Below are 21,339 nucleotides of genomic sequence, written 5' to 3'. Positions count from 1 at the left end.
ATCTAAAAAGAGTGTGCCATCTTTGGCCAGTTCTATCTTGCCCAGCCTGCGAGAAACTGCACTGGTAAAAGCCCCTTTCTCGTGACCAAACAGCTCACTATCGATCAGCGTTTCAGGCAGTGCACCGCAGTTGACCTGTATAAAAGGCCCATCTCTATGGGCACTGTGTTCGTGTAATATCCGTGCAGCTAATCCCTTGCCCACCCCCGTCTCACCCAGAAGCAGCACCGTCATATCAGTGGATGCCACCTCTATGAGTTTGCTTTGAAACTGTTGCAAAGCCTTGCTCTGACCAATAAACTCGTTATCCCTCAGACTGTTGAGGGGAGTAGTCAGAGCCTCAATACGCGGATCTGGCTCTACTGAGATTTGCACCTGTGCTATCTCTGAGTAATTGAGGTCGCGATCTACAGCCCTGACCTGAAAGGTGTATACCCCTGGCGGCAAGTCCCGGTAATGCGCCCGCATTTTTCGGGTTGCCGGTTGCCAGTTGGAATCGTATCCCTTCAGGCGATAGATATAGAGCATGTCGCGGGGATGCGTGGAAAAACTCAGACCCTTGTACTCGAAAATCACATTCTGGTCTGTCTTAGATACAATGACTTCCTCCAGGTTCTCATAGACCTGATCGGCGATGACCTGAAGCAGGCGAATCTGAGGTGGCGTTTGTCCCTGACGGTAGCGTATGATAGACCCCATGGTCGTGCCAAAATAGAAGTTTCCGTCGCGATCTTCGAGTATCTGAGAAACCGGTGCTATATGCGGTGACTTGATGGTTTGAAAATGCTGACCATTGTAGTGAGCCACACCGCCTTCTGTGCCGAGCCAGAGGTGGCCTTGTGAACCTTCAAATAAGCAACGGATGCGGTTGTTCGGCAGACCGTCTTCAGTCGTGAAGGTCTGGAAGGTGCGACCATCAAAGTGGCTGAGACCGCTCAAAGTGGCGATCCACAGGTTGCCAGCCTGGTCTAAGAGCAGGTCAGTGACCTTGTGGTCTATCAGTCCATCTTCAATCCCATAAAATTTAAGGCCATCTTTGGGATGCCAGCGTGCCAGACCCCAGTCGCCAACAGAGAAATTTTTGCAGGCCAAATGAAAATAGACCTCGCCGTCGTGCCCGGCAATCACAGTGCCAATGCGGTCAAGAAAATGTTTCTTTTTATCTTCGAAAAAAATGGTTTGAAACTCCTCACTTTGCTGGTAAATGAGCCTCAATGGGCTAAAAGCCATTTTGCTTTTACTATGCCCGGTTTCCCAATGACCGAAAAGCAATTGTCCTTGCGAGTCCTGAGCTATTGCACAAACACTGTTTTCGTCTAAACCTGCGATTTCTATTTTTTTTAGTTTCTGATTTTCGTAGCGGAACAGGCCATTGAGGCCGCCGAACCATAGATACCCTTCGTGGTCCTCGTAGATAGAGAAACAACTGTCGATATCATAGCCATCCTCAGTGCCTACAAAGGCAAAGCGCTCACCATCAAAGCGAAAGACGCTACTCATCGGATCGGAGTACAGGGGAGATATACACCCAACCCATATATCACCGTGTCTGTCTTGCACGATCTGCGAGAACTCGTTCGGCTCGTTGGAAAGCACCTTACCGAGGTCAAAAACGCTGATACTATGCGCATCGTAGAGCACCACGCCGCTCCAGGTGGCGAACCAATACCGATGATCGCGATCCTGATACACGGATTTAACTGCCGGATGCGACAGGCCATCGGCAAGGGGAAACTCGCTGAACCCATCACTGTCCTGATAGAGCACCCCTTCTGAAGTGCAGAGCCATATTCGCCCTTCTCGATCACACTGAATTTTGCGCAGGCTACCTTCCAAATCGACCTGAACAGATTGGAAAGCACCATCGACATAGCACCTGAGTCTATCTCGATGTCCAAACCGACCAATCCACACCTTGCCGGTATGGTCCGTGTCCACGACATAGGCAGTCCCATCTGAAGCAAAACCCTCTTTCTTAACATAGCGGTGGAAGGATGTGCCATCGAAGCGGATGAGACAGTTAAAGCCAAACCACAGATGACCTTCGAGATCCTGGGTCATACCCCAACAAAAATTGTGCCACTCAGGAGAAGGCGGCTGCTCGTAATTCTGGAGATAGAGGGGAACCATGTCGCGGAAAGCAGTTCCATCGTAATACCCCAGGGTACGGCTGCCACCGAACCATATACGTCTCTGATGATCTTCGTAGATGCACTGAACAGCACGATCTGCAATGCCCTCGTCCTCCAAATAGTGGAAATCTGTTCCGTCATACCAACAGACCCCATTTGCTGTACTGAACCACAGTCGATTCTGACTGTCTTGTAAAATAAAATAAATACGATCATCAATAAGACCGTCCTGTTGGGTAAATGTCTGGAACTCATCTCCATCGAAGCGACTGACGCCATTGTCCCATGTGGCGAACCAGATACACCCCTCGCTGTCTTCGGCAATGTGTTCAACGCGCAGCCCGGCAAGGCCGCTATCAAGAGAATATGTCCGCCAGATACCCGTGCGTTCAAGTGGTTTGATCATATCAAGATCTCTCGGTGATATATAATCGCTTCCATTTTTTAAAATAAATAACTCAAGTTGTGTGGCATAAAAGTAAAAATAAAGAGGATCAAAGCCCTTGCGGGTAACCGCGGGAATCTGCTCAGGTATCAGCCTATGTAGTACCAGCCGTTTCAATGCGTTTTCAGTTTTTCATTTGCGCCTTATATGTTACAGATGAGATATTTCATACGGTTTTCAAAAAAGTAAAAAAAGTAAAAAGTAAAAGAAAGTAAATTCGATATTTTTTTCAGCTAAAATTTTAAGACAGCACCCTTTTTCAACGTGGATTTTCTGCTGTATTTCGAATATCTTTAACATGGCCGTTGACAACCGCGTTTCTTTATCCATACCATTAAATCCATGAGGTTTGCATGACAATCCCAGAAAGAATAGATGAATTTCTCAAGGGAAAAGCATTCGGCGTTGTCGGCGCATCGCGAGACCGGGCAAAATACGGCAACAAGATCTTGCGGTGTTATCTACAGCACGGATTGACCGCTTATCCCGTAAACCCCAAAGAAACAGAAATCGAGGGACAACCCTGTTTCCCCGATATAGATTCACTCCCCGAACCCGTTCACGGCATCTCAATAATCACGCCGCCCCCCGTGACAGAAACCATAATCCCCCAAGCTTCCAAGGCAGGCATTCAACACGTATGGATGCAACCCGGTGCTGAGAGCACAAACGCAATTTCAATGGGAGAAAAATTGGGACTTTCGGTCATCGGCGACGGTTCGTGTCTGCTCGTCGTATTGGGCTATCGAGAAGATGGATGAAAAAAATGAAACTCTGCGCACTCTTATGCTGTTGTCTATTCGCTATTGGGCTTTGTCAAGCCAACGACAGAATTGAAACAGCCAAAGCGCAGACATATCAAGCCATTGACCTGCACCCATTGCGAGATGGGATGAGCCACTGGCGCAAGCGATACGGACGTGACCGCAACGACCCGATGTACGATCCCACGCAAATTGTCCATATTGCCGAAAACATGCTCACTTACCAGAACGCAGATGGTGGTTGGCCCAATAATGTAGATTGGCAGGCGCAGATCGCCCCCGATACAGTCAGAGCGATCAAAGGCGAACGGCGGATGGTCAGCACATTTGACAATCACAACACGTTCTCACAGATCGATTATCTGGCAAAGGTGTACATCGCGACTAATCTGGCGCAATATCGCAATGCAGTTGAACGGGGGCTGGACTATATATTCCGCGAGCAATACCCCACAGGTGGATGGCGTGGTTGGGATGTAGATGCCATTACATATAATGATGGCGTAATGATTGGCATAATGACCCTGTTGAAAGATATCGCAGACCGCAAGCCCCAGTTCGCATGGGCAAGCGATGAACTACACGCCAAAGCCAGAGCCGCACTGCACCGGGCAATTGATGTAACCCTGAAATGTCAGATCGTCGTCAAAGGCAAAAAAACGGGATGGTGTCAGCAACACGACCATATAACTTATAAACCCGTAAAAGCGCGCACTTATGAACTGCCGTCCATTACAGCGGGACAAACGGCGAAGATCGTGCATTTTTTAATGCGCATTGAAAATCCGAGCACCGAAATAATAGATGCAATCGAAAGTGCAGTACAATGGTTTCAAGAGGCAAAAATAGAAGGCATTCGACTCAAACGCATCGAAATAGACCCCACGCGCTTCAGAAATCACACCGCGACCACAGACCTGGTCGTTGTCAAAGACCCGGACGCACCGCCTCTGTGGGCGCGTTTTCACGAAATAGGCACAAACCGCCCCTTCATGGCCAACCGGGACGGCAACAAAGTATATTCTCTATCAGAAGTCGCCCTGGAAAGGCGCACCGGATATGCGTGGTATGGGTACTGGCCCGCACGAATTTTGGAAAAAGATTATCCCAGATGGAAAAATAAAAACAGGAGACAGCAATGATCTATAGAACATTTGGCAAAACCGGATGGCGCGTTTCCGTCGTAGGATTGGGAACGTGGAATCTGGGCAACCAGTGGGGCGAGTTAAGCGATCAGGAGGCAACCGATATTATATTAGCCGCGATTGACAATGGCATGAACCTGCTGGACGCCGCCGAATCTTATGGCATCCCCAACGGCATGAGCGAATTGCGCATCGGCAAAACCCTGACCCCATCCATGCGCGACAAACTGATCATCGTGAGTAAAATCGGCAACTGGGGAAGCCGCACTGGAGCGCCTGTGCCAAAGACCGGCGTTGATGCCATTCGCCTGTGCGGACACGCCTGCCTGGGCCGCATGCAAACCGACCGGATCGACGTCATGTTATGCCATGAAGGTAGCATTGAAGACCCAACCGTGTACATCGAAGGCTTTGATATCCTGTGCGAAGAGGGATTTGTCCGCACCTATGGCATCTCGACAAATAGTCTGGATGTCCTGAAAAACTTCTACGAAATATCGAACGGCGTCTGCGCCGTAGTAGAAGTAGATTACTCACTCATCAACCGCAAACCAGAAGCGGGATTCCTCGATTACTGCATAGAAAAAAATTTGGGCATCCTCGTACGAGGCCCATTGGCCAAAGGCGTCTTATCTGGCAAATACAACCGCGAAAGCGTATTTGCCGACACTGTGCGCGACGACTGGAACCCGGGACAATCCGATCGCGAAGAATACGAAGACATGCTCGACAAGCTGGAAGCCATCAGACAAACCATTGGAGACGATTCAAAGCTCGTGGAAACCGCTCTCCGGTATGTCATCTCGCACAAATCCAATCCCGTCGTCATCCCCGGCGCAACAAAAGTCGAGCAAGTAATAGACAATGCGCGAGCAGGTGCCGCCTTACTGGATGAAGACCTGTATCGGAAATTGGGGAATATTGAAGGAAACATCTAATGCAAACACGGGTTCCTTTTGAAAAATTAAAAGACGCATTTGTCGCGGCACTCCTGAAAGCGGGATTGTCGAAGGACCGCGCAAAATTATGCGGGCGATTATTCGCAGAAAATCAGCGCGACGGTGTCTATTCCCACGGACTGAACCGATTTCCCGGGCTACTGGCAAAACTGAGCGAAGGGCGATTAGACGGCACAGCCGAACCCGAATGCGTAAAAGCGCTCGGCGTCTTAGAACAATGGGATGGCAAAATGGGAATAGGGCTGGTCAATGCACATCTCGCAATGGGACGCGCAATAGAAATCGCAAAAGCAAACGGCATGGGATGTATAGGCTTGCGCAACACCAATCACTGGATGCGCGCCGGAGCTTATGGCCTGCAAGCCGCCGACGCGGGATGCATCGGCATGTGCTGGACCAACACAACCCCGCTCATGCCGCCCTGGGGCGCAACGGAAAAACGCATTGGAAACAATCCCATGACAATGGCCATCCCCAGAAAAGGAGGGCACATCCTCCTGGACATGGCGATGAGCCAGTATTCCAATGGCAAACTGGAAGTCTTACAAGCGCGAGGAGAAACCCTGCCTATCGCCGGAGGATTTGATACAGAGGGCAACCTGACCTGCGACCCCGGCGCCATCCTCGATTCAAAACGCGCACTTCCAATAGGCTACTGGAAAGGATCGGCACTCGCTATCGTACTCGACACCCTCGCCGCGCTATTATCAGCCGGTCAAACAACGCACGACATTGGCGCACAGGGCGATGAACACGCCGTATCGCAAACCTATATTGCAATTGACGTCACGTCATTAAACGGACGTGAACTGTGTGAACGCATTGTAAACGGCATCATTGACGACCTGCATGAAGTTCACGAATCCGCGCGCTATCCCGGCGAAGGCATGTTGCGGATACGACGCGAGAGTCTGGAGAAAGGGGTGGTAGTAGAGGAGGATCAGTGGGAGGAATTATTGAGGATATAACCATTTTTCAGGAGCATTTTTATGTCTAACCCATTATTACCCACGACCAATGCCGACGGTTTGCCCGTCGCGCCCATGAGTGAAGAGCAGAAATACACATTTGACCTGAAGGGATGGATCTCTTTGCCCGGCTTGCTCAGTGAAGAAGAACTCATCCCCATACGCGAACACCAGATGAAATTCCTGAACGAAAGCGAAACACTGCCCCCTGACGAACGCGACAATCACGGCGGCGCATCGCAAATACTACTCGACCACCCGGCTGTGGTCGGTGTATTAAACGAAATTATCTCACATCAGGCACTGGCAACCGAAGACTGCTACGGATTTCGGTTCGACCATACGTACACCAGCCATAGACGAGCCGGTCACGACAACTTTCGCCCCCATGGCGGAGGTGGATACTTCAACTTCTGCGGCAACTCGCACATCTATCAAATGCAACCCGGAAAAATCCACGCGGGATTGATCCGCGTCGTCTGGGAATTAAATGAAGTGCGAAAAGGCGACGGCACCATGTTCTTATCGGGCAGTCACAAAGCCGCATTCCCGCGCCCCGAAACCCTGAGTGGACGCGAAAGCGACCTGTGGGACACGTATTCATGCGTTGCGGGATCCGCACTGATCTTCACCGAAGCCCTGTGTCATACCGGCACAAAATGGGGCAACGAAGAATGGGATCGGTTGAGCCTATTCACCTGTTACAACACCGTAAATGCAAAATGGGGCAAAGGATGCCCGCCGCCTGAAGTCATTGCCGCCATGCCCCCAAAGCGCCAAACTCTGTTCCGCGGCGTCTGGCATGGCATGCGCGAAATACCAAATGTGAATAAATACTACGACGAAGCAAATATCGGACGGTACGCAGGATAAAAAACAGGAGCAAACCATGAACGTATTGATCACCTCGGGCAAAACAGCACTATCCCGGGCACTATCAGCGGATCTGACAAACGAGCACAACGTCGTCCTGACCGATCTCGTGGCAGTAGAAACAGATTGCGACTTTGTTAAATGCGAACTCGGGCACGAAGGAGAAACCGAAGCCCTCGTACAGGGAATGGACGCCATCGTGCACCTCGCGGAACTGCCCGAAGAACTGAAAAATGACGAACGGGAAATAGACTTTCAGACCCGATGTACTTATAACATCATGCACGCGGCACGGGAGAAAAACGTCCCCCATGTCATCTATATCAGTTCCCTCAGCTTATTCGCGTCATGCGACCCCAACTGGAACGTCACAGAAGTCTGGGCACCGCGACCCACAACAGAATCGGCACCCATGGCGCGCTATCTGGGTGAATTTACCTGCCGGGAATTTGCACGCGAGCACTCAGTCCGCGTAACCTGCTTGCGATTTGGAGATATAGACGGCGATGGCGACACAGCATTGACAACAGAAGACGCGGTAAAAGCCATCGGCCAAGCACTGGTAAAAAACGGACCCATGTGGCAGGTATTGCACGTACAATCAGACGTTGAAAATGCCCGGTTCCCTACAAACCAGGCAAAGCAAACACTGGGACTTTAATAACGAGGTAAACATGAAAGTCGTAATCTACGGAAGCAATGGCCAGTTGGGACCGCATGTGGTAAAGGCTCTGGAAGGACATGTAGATCTGCGCTTAACCGACCTGGAGCCTTATGACACCCCGCATGAAATGATGATCGTCGATGTATCAGACCCCGATGCGGTCGCACGCGCGGCAGAGGGCATGGACGCAATCATCAACCTATCCGTCTTGCGTCCCCACCGACAGATCGCCTTTGATGTCAACACCCTGGGGTGTTACAACATCATGCGCGCAGCAGTCGCACACGGAATCCCGAGGGTCATCAACACAGGACCGCACTTCACCGTACAGGGCGCACCTTATGAGGCACTGGATTACAACATCGGTCCCGATGTCCCTCCCAAACCCAGCACAAATCTATACGCCCTATCAAAGGGCCTGGGACAAGAAATCTGCCGAATCTTTGCCGAGCAGAGCGATGTCTATGTACTGTGTTACTTATTCTACATCTTCTGCTACCACGACGACCTGTCAAGACCCGGCCTGAACCGCCCGTTCCTCGTAACCTGGCGCGATGCATCAGCCTCATTCTTACCGGGCCTGACCATCGACCTCAAAACACTGCCCTCGCAATGCGAAGTCTTCAACATCTTTGCAAATCGACCGCACCAGAAATTCTCAAACGAAAAAGCAAAACGCATTCTGGGATGGCAACCAAAGGATGATCTGTCCCATACTTATACAAAGGAAAACACAAAATGAAAATCCGACCCGACCTCGTTCCAGAGACCGAGCGGAACAACCTCGAAGTCATCCAACTCACGGATGAAACGGTCCCCTCATCACACATCTACATGGAAGCGCAGATCTTCACGCCCGACTCCCAGCGGCTAATCATTCACCGGTCTGCACATCCCCACGGCTCTGACCCGAAGGACCCCGAGCACCAATTCCTCATCTGCGACCTCGAGGACCATTGCAGCTTAACGCCCATCACCACCGAACTCGGAACCACGGGACCATCCATCTCCCCCGATGGCGAATGGCTATACTACTTCGTCAACGAAACAGAACCCGGAGGCGGACGCCTGACGCTCAAACGCGTCAAAATGGACGGAACAGAACGCGACACCATCTATGTCCTGGACCACGCCATACCCGACACCGACTTCAGATTGAGCCGACCATATCCCCTCTCGACAATCTCATCCGACGGCAAGCGCATCGCGATCTCGGGATTCCTCGGCGACGGCAAAACCGCAGGCGCGCCCTGGGGCCTCCTCGTCTTTGAAATTGAAAAACCATCTGTACGCCTGATCTTTCACGGACCCTCCTGGTGCAACATCCACCCACAATACACGCGCCAAACAGACCCTATCGCCTCCCACGACATCATGATCCAGGAAAACCACGGCAACACCGCATCTCCCGACGGCAACGTAGAAACGCTCGTCAGTGGACAGGGCGCAGACATCCACCTGATCCGTGACGACGGCACCGCACTGCGCGACTTTCCCTGGGGACGAGACGGAAATGAATTCTGCCAGGGGCATCAATGCTGGCAGGGACAAAGCGACATCGCCATCACCAGCACGAGCACACGCGAACCCGCTGAAAGACAACTCATCTCCGGACGCGCCGCGCCTCACGTCGGCGATGAAGGCATCAACACCCCGGGCGGCTGGCGAAACGACCTGTCCCGATCCTTCGACACGCCCGACTTCTGCCACTTCGCAACAGACATCAACGGAACGCGATTAATCACAGACGCAGGTCCAATAGACGCGGGCGGAGCGGTCTGGCTATTCGACCTCCCCGAAGAAGAGGAAGACGCCCTCGCAAACGCGCGCAAAGTCGCGGACCCCGGATCGTCCTGGCAAAAAAACACACACATCCACCCCTTCCTCTCCCCGGATGGACAGTCGGGCTTCTTCAACTCCGATGAAAGCGGCATATTACAGGCGTATATGGTGCGCGGTTGGTCTTAAACAAAACTAAAAGGAGATACCAAATTGATTCCCCGACAAGTGCTGTTTGGCAACCCAGAAAAATCCATGGCCCGAATCAGTCCCGATGGCGAGTACCTGAGCTACCTCGCGCCAGTGGAGGGCGTCTTGAACGTCTGGATCGCCGCAGTAGAAGACCCTGACTCAGCTAAACCGATCACCAATGACAAAGAACGCGGCATCCGCCTCTACAACTGGACCTATGATGGCCAGCACATCCTGTACTACCAGGATGCCAAAGGCGATGAAGACTGGCACGTGTACGCGACGAATATCACCACAGGCGAGACCCGAGACCTGACGCCCTTTGAAAAAGTCAACGCGCAGATTCTCTCAGTCAATGAAAAGACGCCCAACGAAATCCTGATCGGCATCAACAACCGCAATCCGCAGCTACACGACGTCTATCGAATCGCGCTTTCCACCGGCGAGCGGACCCTGGTCGAAGAGAATCCGGGCTTTGTCTCTTACCTGTTCGACAACGACGACCGCACGCGCTTTGCCATGACATTTTCGCCGACCGGAGGACAGGAGATCCTCCAAAGGGATGAGAGCAACCAGTGGCAACCCTTCATAGAGGTTCCCAACACCGACGCCCTGACGACCTATCTGACCGGCTTCGACAAATCAAACCAGATCCTCTATATGATCGACAGCCGCAAGCGAAACACGGCCGCCTTATTCACCCTCGACCTGGCGTCCGGCAGACAAGAACTGGTAGCCGAGAACGACCGCGCGGATGTGGGTGGGATGTTGGTTCATCCGACAGAGAAACACGTACAAGCCGTATCGTTCATTTACGACCGCAACCGCTGGCATGTGCTGGACCCGGCGATTCAAGAGGACATGGATTACTTGCACGCGGTGGAAGACGGTGAATTGTCCATCACCAGCCGCACGCTCGACGACCGCTTGTGGACAGCGGCCTACGTCCTGGACAACGGGCCGGTCAAATACTACCTGTACGACCGCACCAGAAAGCAGGCGAATTACCTGTTCAGCAACCGCACGGACCTGGACGAGTACCAACTGGCCAGGATGCATTCCCTGACCATCAAATCCCGCGACGGATGGAACCTGGTCAGCTATCTGACGCTCCCCCCCGACAGCGCTCCCGACGGCGACGCTCGGCCGAGCAATCCTGTACCGCTGGTTTTACTGGTTCACGGGGGTCCCTGGGGACGCGACATCTGGGGCTACAATTCGGAGCATCAATGGCTGTCGAACCGCGGTTACGCCGTACTGAGCGTCAACTTCCGCGGCTCGACCGGCTTCGGCAAAGAGTTCACCAACGCTGGCAATGGCGAGTGGGCCGGCAAAATGCACGACGACCTGATTGACGCTGTCAACTGGGCGATCCGTGAAAAGATCACGCAGCGCGACCAGGTGGCGATAATGGGCGGCAGCTACGGCGGATACGCGACCCTGGTCGGATTGACCTTCACGCCCGAGACATTCGTCTGCGGCGTCGATATTGTCGGCCCGAGCAACCTCGTCACATTGCTACAAAACGTGCCGCCCTACTGGATTCCAATCCTCCCAATGATGAAAGACCGCGTAGGTGACTGGACGACAGAAGAGGGCCAGCAATCCTTGCTCGCCAAATCGCCGCTTGCGCGTGTAGATCAGATCCAGCGACCTCTGCTGATCGGCCAGGGTGCCAACGACCCGCGCGTCAAACAAGTCGAATCCGATCAAATCGTCGAGGCGATGAAACAAAAAAACATTCCCGTGACCTACGTGCTTTATCCAGACGAAGGGCACGGATTCGCACGACCGGAAAACCGCTTATCGTTTTACGCCGTCGCTGAGGCGTTCTTATCCGAGCACCTGGGCGGACAGTTTGAACCGGTCGGAAAGGACTTTCAAGGATCGAAAATTCAGGTGCCAGAAGGAGCGGACCAGGTTCCCGGACTCCAGACGGCCCTGGCGTAAATGAGAACCACATGACAATCTCCCTCGACCCCATCCGCGACGATTTGATCGCCTGGGCGGAATCCCTCTACCTCCCGGACACTGGAGCCTTCCGCAACGGCGACACACCCGCGCCCAGCCTTCCGAGCACCCTCTTCATCACCTATATTTTATACAGCATAAACGCGCTCGACGCAGTCGCGCTTGACCGCGCAAAATGGATCGCCTGGATCCAATCGCAACAGAACGAGCAAGACGGATCCTTTGCCTTCCCACCCTCAAACAGGCGGGGAATCGCATTTTGGAACGCAGTTCGCGCACTCAATATGCTGGGTGCTCAGGTCCTGAAATTCCCCGACGACCAGCGCAGCGCAACAACCATCACCGGACTCCGCCAATGGTTCAAAACGTGGAAAGCATCCGGCGACACCCATCACGAAGTCCTCGCGCGCGTACCCATGCTCGTCAGCCATCCAGACCCCGCCTGGATCAACGCTTTCTTCGACGAACTCGCCGCACAACAGCACCCCGCGCTCGGAACATGGCCCGCTGAAGAACCCACCAACATCAGCCGCACATTTGCCTACAGTCTGATCTACACCGGAATGGACAAACTCCCACCGCAAGCTGAGAAAATCATAGATGCCATGCTAAATCTCCAGGAAGAGAACGGCTTCTGGCACGGACGCCCCAACTTTTCAACCATGGACGCGGTCTATCTCCTATCGCGACTGCCAAAAGCCACCGGGTGGCGAGAGGCAGAAGCAAACACCGCGCTACACCGCACAGCAGATGCGCTCATCCCCTATTACAAAGCACACGCAGAACGCGACAAGCAGGACACCCATCAATTCGCGGCCACCGTACAAACACTCGCCTTGCTATACGAAGCCTTGCCCCAGCGATTTGCAACATCGCACCCGTGGCGATTCGGATGGAGCAACAGGGCATTCTGGCAATGCCGCGTGATCAAAGAGAAACTGACCGTCCATCATTGACACACCGAAACAGGAGCACATCAACCATGAAAATCACCGACGTGGAAACCATCGTAATCAAAAACATCCAGCCCTATCGCGGGGGGCGATACTGGCTCTTTGTCCAGCTCATCACCGACGAAGGCATCGTGGGATTAGGCGAGCGACCCTCGGGAAATGCCACCAATCTGGACTCCCAAATCAGCCTCGTCAAAAACCTCTGCCAGCAATTCGCCATCGGCACAAGCCCCTTTGACATCGAAAGCCTGTGGCAGCGCATCTTTGCGTCCCGGCACGACTATCGCCACCCCGGCCTCGACGCAACACCCGCCTTGAGCGCCATTGAAATGGCGTGTTGGGACATTGTCGGCAAAGCCCTGAACCAGCCCATCTACAATCTGCTCGGTGGCAGAGTCCACGACAAACTCAGGGCTTATGCCTACATGCCGACCGACGGCATCTGGGAAAATCCAGAACGCGCAGGTGAGATCGCAACCCGTCTGGTCGCAGACGGAAACACCGCCTGCAAATTCGACCCCTTCCACCCGATCTTTCCCAACCCGCGCGACTTCCCACTCAAAACCATCCGCCACGTCGCCAAAATATTTAAAAGCATCCGGGATGCAGTCGGCGACGAATTGGAAATCGGCATCGGCACCCACGGACAATTCAGCACATCTGGCGCAATCCGCGTGGCAAAAGAACTCGAAGAATTCAGTCCCTTCTGGTTTGAAGAACCCGTCCCCCCGGAAAACATCGACGAAATGGCCCGCGTCGCCGCCCACACCAGCATCCCAATCGCCACGGGGGAACGGCTCGTCACCAAATACGAATTTGCCGAACTCCTCAAAAAACAGGCCGCGCAGATCCTCCAATTAGACGTGGGACAATGCGGCGGAATATTGGAATCCAAAAAAATCGCCAGCATGGCCGAAGCCCACTACGCCCTCATCGCGCCCCACATGTATTGCGGACCCGTCGCCGCCGCCGCCGCAGTGCAACTCGACACATGCTCGCCGAACTTTCTGATCCAGGAATTCAACGCCAACGACCTCCACAGCGAAATATTCGCAGAACCAATCCAATTTGAAAGCGGCTATATCACCCCACCAACAGGACCTGGTCTGGGGATCGAACTCGACGAATCAGTAGTAGCCAAACACCGCGCGTAAGGTTGCGTAAAACTGTAATATCGGCTATAATCTATTGTTCCATGCCATCGTTATCAGATGCTGAGGAGAACAGCATGAAAATACGACAACCGCGTTATAGCAAAGAAGAGTTCGCCCGACGTGGTCAGGCAATCTATGAACAACGAGTAAGGCTACAGGTGGAAGAAGGCAACAGCGGCAGGATCGTGGCGATTGATATTGAGACGGGTGAGTTTGAGGTAGCGGACGACCCACTTGCCGCATCTAAACAACTTTTTGCGCGTTGTCCAGATGCACAGCCGTGGTTGATCCGCATCGGCCACCGTGCGCTACATCGCTTCGGACACTCTCATGCCAGGACGCGCTATAATTAAAATAACAGCAAAAAAGAAAACGCCCCAGCATCGTTGTGCCGGGGCGTTTTTGTGTCAGCTAAACCAATTCTCAAACCCGTTCACCGAAACGCGAGGCGATAAGTCAATGTATCTTCAGCGTTGATGTACGCCGTCACGACCTGGCGACCACCGGATTTGAGATCGATTTCGGATAAAGTGAGCGCGTTTTCGGTTTCAATACAGAGAGAAACATCACCGCGCGGGAGAACCGCCCCGTTCTTTATTGTATCCAGTTCTCCCTTCAAAAGCGGGAGAACCTCAGTAAATGCACCGGGGTAATTGACAGAAACCGTGATTGCATCACTGGCAAAAAGAACCGTCTTGCTACCACTTTCTCCCAGAGGATAGGTAATCTCGAGATCGCCATCGGGCAGATCGCGGATACCGGGTCGCGGTATGACCGGATCCCCATCAATCCGAAAAGCAGCAGCAATATCGGCCTTTTCGCAGAGCGTATGATTGACAACCGTCCCCCAGGCAGCATAGTCTGTATCCGTTTGAGACTGCAGAACAGCACCAGCGCGAGGATGCCAGAGCAACCCCAGCCCATACCGCTGTTGGGCACTCAGCACAGGCCCCGTATTAAAAGCGGCATAATAGGTTGGACGACGGACAAATGTAAAAACCACCGGGTGACGACTGTCAACCCGCTGGTGTGTGAAGTGGTCTCGCGCGATATACGGCAACATCGCAGTGGCTGCTTTTTTTTGTTCCGGCGCGGGATACCATGTAATGTGATCCCGATGCAAAAAAGCATAAGGCGTAAAAGCCCAAAATTCACCGACCTGGAGCGGCGCAACAGCGGGCCAATTGGCTTCAAGGCGGGCGCGCGCATCTGCAATATCCCGTGCATGTGCCTCAGCCGTGCGACCATAAGCGCGGGGCAACTCGAGTACTTTACCGAGCGCAGTCGTGTCGATATCCCCAGAATTAGACCTCTCGGCACCGCCGAGATTGGCGCGATACTCAGTGAGAAAAGCTCTCTGCTGGCGGGTTTCAATACCGCGGTTGAGCGCGTAACCCGTGCCATCGGGTTCGCGCACGGCATTGTAGGAAAACCAATCGTACCACCGCCGTTCTTTTTCTAAAAAAACGGACGCCCGATCCGTGCCGCGAGCATAGTGATACGCAACGTGGATATCGCTGTGGTGAGTCCCCAGAAAATAGCCCCAATCGGGACCGCTGCGCTCGTAAAAATAACCGGCTGGACTCTGAAATTCAGTCAGACTCTCTTCAAGACGCTGATCGAGCAAGCGTTCCAGTTCTGCATCGGGAAAGAGGTTGAGATACGCCAGCGCACCACCCCAGGCATTGGCGTACTGATTGGTAAAGTTGCGACCCTGGATTTGCAATTCATCAATAGTAAAAGTGGCGTAGAGTGCTTTGCGGTCGGCGGCTATGACGCGCTCGTGCAGGGCTGAATCAATGGCCGGACCGCTGTCGAGCAGGTGGAGGGTTTGCCCCGTAAACTTTGTGGCAAAAGCAGTGGCAGCGAGATTCCAATTTCCGGGACCGTACTCGCTAAAACGCCCATCCCCGTTTTGAATGCCACACCAGAAGTCGAGAGCAGCCTCGAGACGCTGGCGCAGGTCGGGCTGTGCGTAAAACACATTCCAGGGGCGGTCGGTGCAATAAAAGAAAGCCAGCGCCAGAATATTCTCCATAATACGCGCATTGTGAGGTTTATTATCTTTCGGCCTCCGCCAGACCGAAATATTGATAAAGCCGCGATCCGGACCATCCATCTCAACAGCATTGGCAACCCGATGAAAATGCGACAAATAATAGGGCAAATCGAGTTCGCCATCGGCAAAATCAGCGGGTGAAAAATCAGCAACAGAAACGGGACTAAGCATGAATCAACTCCTTTTAGTAAGATTCGTCGAAGAGAGCAAACTATAAAAAATAAAAAAGCGGTGATCCGAAGACCACCGCTTTTTTGCGTTTATCGCGAACACTTACTTGTCGCGATGCAAAATCTGTCGCAAACGCCCGACTTCGCGTTGCAGATAATTGATATGTTGATAAACCGCTGCATCTACTGGCTCTATCAGAGGCTCTGGACGCAAAGCGACCAGAGCAGAGCTATCCATCTGATCCAGCTCGACCTGTATCGCCACCACCTGTCCCTTGCGCCGAATACCTATCGTTGCGGTCTCGCCCGGCGTACTTTCCAGTACCATCCGCTTCAAATGCACCGGACCACCAATGGCGCGCCCGCGATATGAAAGCACCACATCGCCCGGCTGAATCCCGCCCTCAGTTGCGGGACTATTCGGCTGCACATTGACCACCACCACCTCGTTGCCCCGTGGTGCAACCTCCACACCCAGTTTGCCATACGCCATCTGCCCATGTGCAACCAGTGCGCGCGCCACCTGCATCGCGCGATTAATCGGAATGACAAAAATCGACGACGGCATGGGACGCCACCCAAAGAGAGAACCATCGTTTTGTGTAACGGCGCGAATCGGGTCTTCGTAGCGCCACACCATACCCCCAACCCGTCCATTACCGCAAAACACCGGTGCCCCGCCATAACTGCTCTGCACGCGGGCCGACACCTGAAACAAATCCCTATCCCGATAGATTTCGTACACCATCCCAACAGAAGGCACCAGATTGCCAAAATCATTGCCCAACAAAAGGGCGTAATGCCCAATTCGAATATGCTGTGAATCTCCCACCACAACCGTGGGCAAATTTTCTGCCTCAACGCGAATAACAGCAATCCCCGAAACCGGATCTGCTCCCACCAGCGTAGCCCGCACTTGCACGCCAGAAGCCAGCGTCACCCGAATCTCATCGGCATCTGCAATAGCGGCTTCAATCGTTAAAATATAACCCCGGGGATCAAAAATAAACCCCGTGCCATGGGTAAACACCGAACCAAACGGCCCGCTATCTGCCTGCGCACGGGGAGGATAGAGCGTGTGAATCCGCACCACACTCTGCCGATTATCTTCCAAAATTGCAGCAATTTCCTCTTCAAGCGCGCACAACAGGCTGCGTTCTTCTGTCCATCCCCTGCCCACAAAGAGCAGGCACAACGCCATTGCGCAACACAAAGATCTCATGATCCCGCCTCTCTCCACTTGTCGAGTCAACGTCAAAATGAATACGAAACGGGAACCTGTTTCACGCGGCGCAAATCGCGCATATCCGATGGCAGTTGCTTCAACCGAGATGCGGAATCCACGCGCGCAGAATCCCTATAATGGCGAGAATCCAGACTATAAGACTCCTTGGACAAACGCTCTAATTCCAGCGCACCTACATCAACACTCGGCAATCTCTCGCCCGGCACCAGCGGAATTTCCTGGCGCTCCACTGCCATTTGTGAGGTAGGTGTTGTATCGCTATAGAAAATCACCTGAGTCAACCCCAGGCCGATCACCACAGCCGCAGCCAGCGTTGTAATCGTCCGTGAGACAGAAGAAAACATTGCGCCCCGCGCCTTGTGCAAAAACTGTTTTTCTTTTGCCATAGCCATAGCCAAATGACTGCGCAGGGTAAAATCAAACTCAGCCGACGGGCGCACCTGTGGCAATTGCGCCATGCGCTCCTTCAAGGCCTGCACATCGGCCAGCAAAGTGCGACAATGCTCGCACTCGGCAGCTTTGCGCTCCATTTCCGCCATTTCTACCGGACTCATTTCGCCATCTACATAAGCCGAAACGCGCGCTTCAAAATCAGTAACGGTCATGTCTCGATTTAACCTCCATTTCAGATATCTTAAACATTCAGGCCCACATCTCGGCCTTCATTTTTCAATTTTTGTTGCAATTTTAAGCGCCCGCGATTGACCCGCGACTTCACCGTCCCAACCGGACACTTCACAATTTCAGAAATCTCATAATACGACATACCTTCCACATCGCGCAACAAAATCACCTGGCGATAATTATCGGGCAACGAAGCAATGGCACTCTGAATCTCCACATCAGCCAGCGAAGATTCCGCCATTTGATCGGGACGCATAGATTCATCGGGCAAATCCATGCCCGTATCTGACTCCTCGTCTCGATCCAGTGAAAACAACCGCCATCGCTTGCGCCTTCTCAACTCACTTTTGGCCAAATTTCCGGCAATCGTAAACAGCCATGTAGAAAAATTGGCAATTGCGCGGTATTCCTCGCGCTTTCCAAACGCGCGCAAAAACGCCTCTTGTACGATATCTTCCGCCGTTTCCCGATCGCTCACAAAGCGAAAAACAAAATTGTACAACCGCCCTTGATAGCGCCGCACAATTTTTCCATAAGCATCAATATCTCCAGCAGAAACCTCAGCTAAAATCTCTGTATCTGGTTGTTCGCTCAGTCCATATCTTGAATTTGCCATAAGCATGGAATCCCTCCCCTTCGGGCATGTATTCCCCTCCCTTCCCAAAGTTTTATATCCTCACTCCTACTATTAAACCCTTCACACGCCCTCAGGGTTCCCAAAAATACGCGCTGCCTGTTTTTCCGCATTGCGCCTTCATCAATACCGTCTTATATTCATCAGCCCAAATCCAAAACTGATAACATTCATAAGAAAGCGAGGAACTCCGATGGCAGCAAATCAGGTGGTCGAACAAAACGGACAATACATCCCACCGCAAAATCTCAGCACCAATGCACATGTTCCCAGCATAAACGCCTACGGGCAACAATACGAAAAATCGGTTGCCGATCCCGAGGCATTCTGGGCAGAAATTGCCAATTCATTTCACTGGTACAAAAAATGGGACACCGTGCGATCCTACAACTACAATATAGACAACGGACCGATCTCTATCAAGTGGTTTGAAGGAGCCAAAACCAACATCACGTACAACTGCATTGACCGTCACCTCGCGTCTCGAGGAGATCAAATCGCCATCATCTGGGAAGGCAACGAACCAGGTGAAGACGCCAAACTCACCTACAGTGAACTGCACGAACAAGTCTGCAAATTCGCCAACGTACTCAAATCCCGAGGCGTAAAAAAAGGCGACTGCGTCTCCATCTACATGCCCATGATCCCCGAACTCGCCATCGCCATGCTCGCCTGCGCGCGCATCGGTGCCGTCCACTCAATCGTCTTTGGTGGCTTCTCCGCCGAAGCACTGGCAGACCGCATCGTCGATTCCGCCTGTCAGATCGTACTCACCACAGATGGCATGTTCCGCGGCGACCGCCCCATGGAACGCAAGCAACCCGCCGACGAAGCCATTGCACTGGCCAACTCGCGCATGGGGAACACCAGCGTTCACACCTGCATCGTTGTCCAGCGCGTCGGTGAAGACAGTGGCATCGCATGTCCCATGCGTGAAGGACGCGACTTATGGTGGCACGAAGCCATGTCAGAAGTCAGCGCCGACTGTCCCTGCGAAGAAATGGACGCCGAAGACCCCCTCTTTATCCTCTACACATCTGGCTCCACCGGCAAACCCAAAGGCGTACAGCACAACGTAGGTGGCTACATGGTGTACACGGGCTACACCCACAAAAACGTCTTTGACTATCAGGATGGCGACATCTACTTTTGCGCCGCCGACATAGGCTGGATCACGGGCCACTCCTACATCATCTACGGACCCTTATCAAATGCCGCCACCACCATCATGTTTGAAAGCACGCCCGTCTATCCCGACCCGGGCCGTTACTGGCAGGTCATCGACAAATACAAAGTCAACCAATTCTACACTGCGCCCACAGCCATACGCGCCCTCACCCGAGAAGGCGACGAATGGCCCGCCAAATACGACCTATCATCCCTCAAAATACTCGGCACCGTGGGCGAACCCATCAATCCCGAAGCCTGGCAATGGTATCACCGCAATGTCGGGCGCGAGCGGTGTCCCATCGTAGATACCTGGTGGCAAACCGAAACCGGGGGCATCCTCATCAGTCCCCTGCCCGGCGCAACCCCCACCAAACCCGGATCCGCGACCTTTCCCCTCTACGGCATCAAACCCGTCGTCCTCGAACCCGAATCGGGCAAAATCGTCGATGGCAATGGCGTCGATGGCGTACTCGCCATCTCAGAACCCTGGCCGGGACAAATGCGCACCGTCTATGGCGATCACAAACGCTTTGAAGAAACCTACTTTCAGCAATACAAAGGCTTCTACTTCACCGGTGACGGCTGTCGTCGAGATGAAGACGGCTACTACTGGATCACCGGCCGCGTAGATGACGTCATCAACATCTCGGGCCACCGCATGGGCACCGCCGAAGTCGAAAGCGCCCTGGTCTCACACGGAAAAGTGGCCGAAGCCGCTGTGGTCGGTTTCCCACACGAAATCAAAGGACAGGGCATCTATGCCTACGTCACCCTCAACGTGGGCGAAGCCTATACCGACGACCTCAAAGCCGAACTCGTCCAACAAGTCCGCACAGAAATCGGCCCCATCGCCACCCCGGACGTAATCCACTGGGCACCGGGATTACCCAAAACGCGATCGGGCAAAATCATGCGCCGAATCCTGCGCAAAATCGCCGAAGACGACACCTCGGACCTCGGCGACACCTCCACCCTCGCCGACCCAACCGTCGTTGACGACCTCCTCGCCAATCGATAAAAAAAAGCGGGTGCTATTTGAGCACCCGCTTTTTTAATCAACCATCATCTCACGGTACTGCGTTATCTAACATATGTTCAAATGCTTCAAGACTGGACAACTGGACCGCCGAGCGGAGCACCTGTTTGAGTCGTTGCAAATCTTCAATGGCGGCAATACGAGCAGATAGAGGATGCGACGCAGGAAGATCAAATCGAATCTCCAACACATCAAGAATATCTGCAATAGCGCGGTCTCTTTCACCTCGCTTAATGCCCTGCTCAAGGCCCTCCTCAAGGCCTTCCTCTCTGGCTTCCTCTCTGCTTTGTTGGGTAAGGGATTGAAAAAGTGATGATTCGCGCAAGATGTCCATGATACCCTCCTGAAAAATAATACCAGAAATCGTTTCAGACGCATATACCAACTCGCTCAACGCCACC

General features: G+C 53.0%; 19 protein-coding genes. 13 read left to right on the top strand and 6 right to left on the bottom strand.

Translation table 11 applies throughout. The features are described 5' to 3' along the window. Positions 1–2,538, bottom strand: a 2,538-nt coding sequence (locus OXG87_13390) for a sigma 54-interacting transcriptional regulator (GenBank protein ID MCY3870548.1), incomplete at its 3' end; no start/stop codon positions are given. A gap of 392 nt (positions 2,539–2,930) precedes the next feature. Between OXG87_13390 and OXG87_13385 the strand changes: the two genes are divergently transcribed. The 12 genes from OXG87_13385 (at position 2,931) to OXG87_13330 (ending at position 14,352) form a co-directional block, all read left to right on the top strand. After that, positions 2,931–3,338 (top strand): CoA-binding protein, encoded by a 408-nt coding sequence (locus OXG87_13385; protein MCY3870547.1) that lies wholly within the window; start codon positions 2,931–2,933, stop codon positions 3,336–3,338. A 5-nt stretch (positions 3,339–3,343) separates the two neighbouring features. After that, positions 3,344–4,483 (top strand): pectate lyase, encoded by a 1,140-nt coding sequence (gene pelA, locus OXG87_13380; GenBank protein ID MCY3870546.1) that lies wholly within the window; start codon positions 3,344–3,346, stop codon positions 4,481–4,483. Beyond that, positions 4,480–5,424 carry an aldo/keto reductase gene (locus tag OXG87_13375; GenBank protein MCY3870545.1) on the top strand — a complete coding sequence of 315 codons (945 nt, stop codon included), beginning with the start codon at positions 4,480–4,482 and terminating at the stop codon, positions 5,422–5,424. Before pelA ends, OXG87_13375 begins: the two co-directional genes overlap by 4 nt. Then, positions 5,424–6,413: a 3-dehydro-L-gulonate 2-dehydrogenase gene (yiaK, locus tag OXG87_13370; protein ID MCY3870544.1), complete on the top strand. Its 990-nt coding sequence runs from the start codon at positions 5,424–5,426 to the stop codon at positions 6,411–6,413. Before OXG87_13375 ends, yiaK begins: the two co-directional genes overlap by 1 nt. 21 nt (positions 6,414–6,434) lie before the next feature. Next, positions 6,435–7,286 (top strand): hypothetical protein, encoded by an 852-nt coding sequence (locus OXG87_13365; GenBank protein MCY3870543.1) that lies wholly within the window; start codon positions 6,435–6,437, stop codon positions 7,284–7,286. Positions 7,287–7,302: 16 nt separating this feature from the next. Next, positions 7,303–7,947: an NAD(P)-dependent oxidoreductase gene (locus OXG87_13360; protein ID MCY3870542.1), complete on the top strand. Its 645-nt coding sequence runs from the start codon at positions 7,303–7,305 to the stop codon at positions 7,945–7,947. Positions 7,948–7,960: 13 nt separating this feature from the next. Continuing rightward, on the top strand, positions 7,961–8,692 hold the full coding sequence (locus OXG87_13355; protein MCY3870541.1) for an NAD(P)-dependent oxidoreductase: 732 nt from the start codon (positions 7,961–7,963) through the stop codon (positions 8,690–8,692). Further along, positions 8,689–9,918 carry a hypothetical protein gene (locus tag OXG87_13350; protein ID MCY3870540.1) on the top strand — a complete coding sequence of 410 codons (1,230 nt, stop codon included), beginning with the start codon at positions 8,689–8,691 and terminating at the stop codon, positions 9,916–9,918. Before OXG87_13355 ends, OXG87_13350 begins: the two co-directional genes overlap by 4 nt. A 24-nt stretch (positions 9,919–9,942) precedes the next feature. Continuing rightward, positions 9,943–11,871, top strand: coding sequence for a S9 family peptidase (locus OXG87_13345; protein ID MCY3870539.1), 1,929 nt, complete (start codon positions 9,943–9,945; stop codon positions 11,869–11,871). An 11-nt stretch (positions 11,872–11,882) separates the two neighbouring features. Continuing rightward, on the top strand, positions 11,883–12,848 hold the full coding sequence (locus OXG87_13340; GenBank protein ID MCY3870538.1) for a hypothetical protein: 966 nt from the start codon (positions 11,883–11,885) through the stop codon (positions 12,846–12,848). Positions 12,849–12,874: 26 nt separating this feature from the next. Further along, a complete protein-coding gene (locus tag OXG87_13335) occupies positions 12,875–13,999 on the top strand; it encodes a mandelate racemase/muconate lactonizing enzyme family protein (protein MCY3870537.1) in 1,125 nt (374 codons plus the stop codon). Positions 14,000–14,073: 74 nt separating this feature from the next. After that, the gene (locus OXG87_13330; protein ID MCY3870536.1) at positions 14,074–14,352 is read left to right on the top strand and encodes a hypothetical protein; all 279 of its coding nucleotides are present in this window, start codon (positions 14,074–14,076) and stop codon (positions 14,350–14,352) included. Between the two features lie 80 nt (positions 14,353–14,432). On the opposite strand, the gene OXG87_13325 is transcribed toward OXG87_13330, so the two are convergent. The 4 genes from OXG87_13325 to OXG87_13310 form a co-directional block, all read right to left on the bottom strand. Continuing rightward, complete coding sequence (locus OXG87_13325; GenBank protein MCY3870535.1) at positions 14,433–16,229, bottom strand: hypothetical protein; 1,797 nt, start codon at positions 16,227–16,229, stop codon at positions 14,433–14,435. Between the two features lie 102 nt (positions 16,230–16,331). Further along, entirely contained in the window at positions 16,332–17,450 is a 1,119-nt protein-coding gene (locus tag OXG87_13320; protein ID MCY3870534.1) for a PDZ domain-containing protein, read from the bottom strand. 32 nt (positions 17,451–17,482) lie between these two features. Beyond that, positions 17,483–18,079 (bottom strand): zf-HC2 domain-containing protein, encoded by a 597-nt coding sequence (locus OXG87_13315; protein ID MCY3870533.1) that lies wholly within the window; start codon positions 18,077–18,079, stop codon positions 17,483–17,485. Positions 18,080–18,108: 29 nt separating this feature from the next. Then, positions 18,109–18,714: a sigma-70 family RNA polymerase sigma factor gene (locus tag OXG87_13310; protein MCY3870532.1), complete on the bottom strand. Its 606-nt coding sequence runs from the start codon at positions 18,712–18,714 to the stop codon at positions 18,109–18,111. A gap of 211 nt (positions 18,715–18,925) precedes the next feature. Between OXG87_13310 and acs the strand changes: the two genes are divergently transcribed. Further along, positions 18,926–20,920, top strand: coding sequence for an acetate--CoA ligase (acs, locus tag OXG87_13305; GenBank protein ID MCY3870531.1), 1,995 nt, complete (start codon positions 18,926–18,928; stop codon positions 20,918–20,920). Positions 20,921–20,969: 49 nt separating this feature from the next. On the opposite strand, the gene OXG87_13300 is transcribed toward acs, so the two are convergent. After that, on the bottom strand, positions 20,970–21,339 hold a 370-nt coding region (locus OXG87_13300), incomplete at its 5' end, for a hypothetical protein (GenBank protein ID MCY3870530.1).

Source organism: Gemmatimonadota bacterium, from assembly GCA_026706845.1.
Lineage (GTDB): Bacteria > Latescibacterota > UBA2968 > UBA2968 > UBA2968 > VXRD01.
This window is presented reverse-complemented; position numbering and strand designations above follow the sequence as displayed.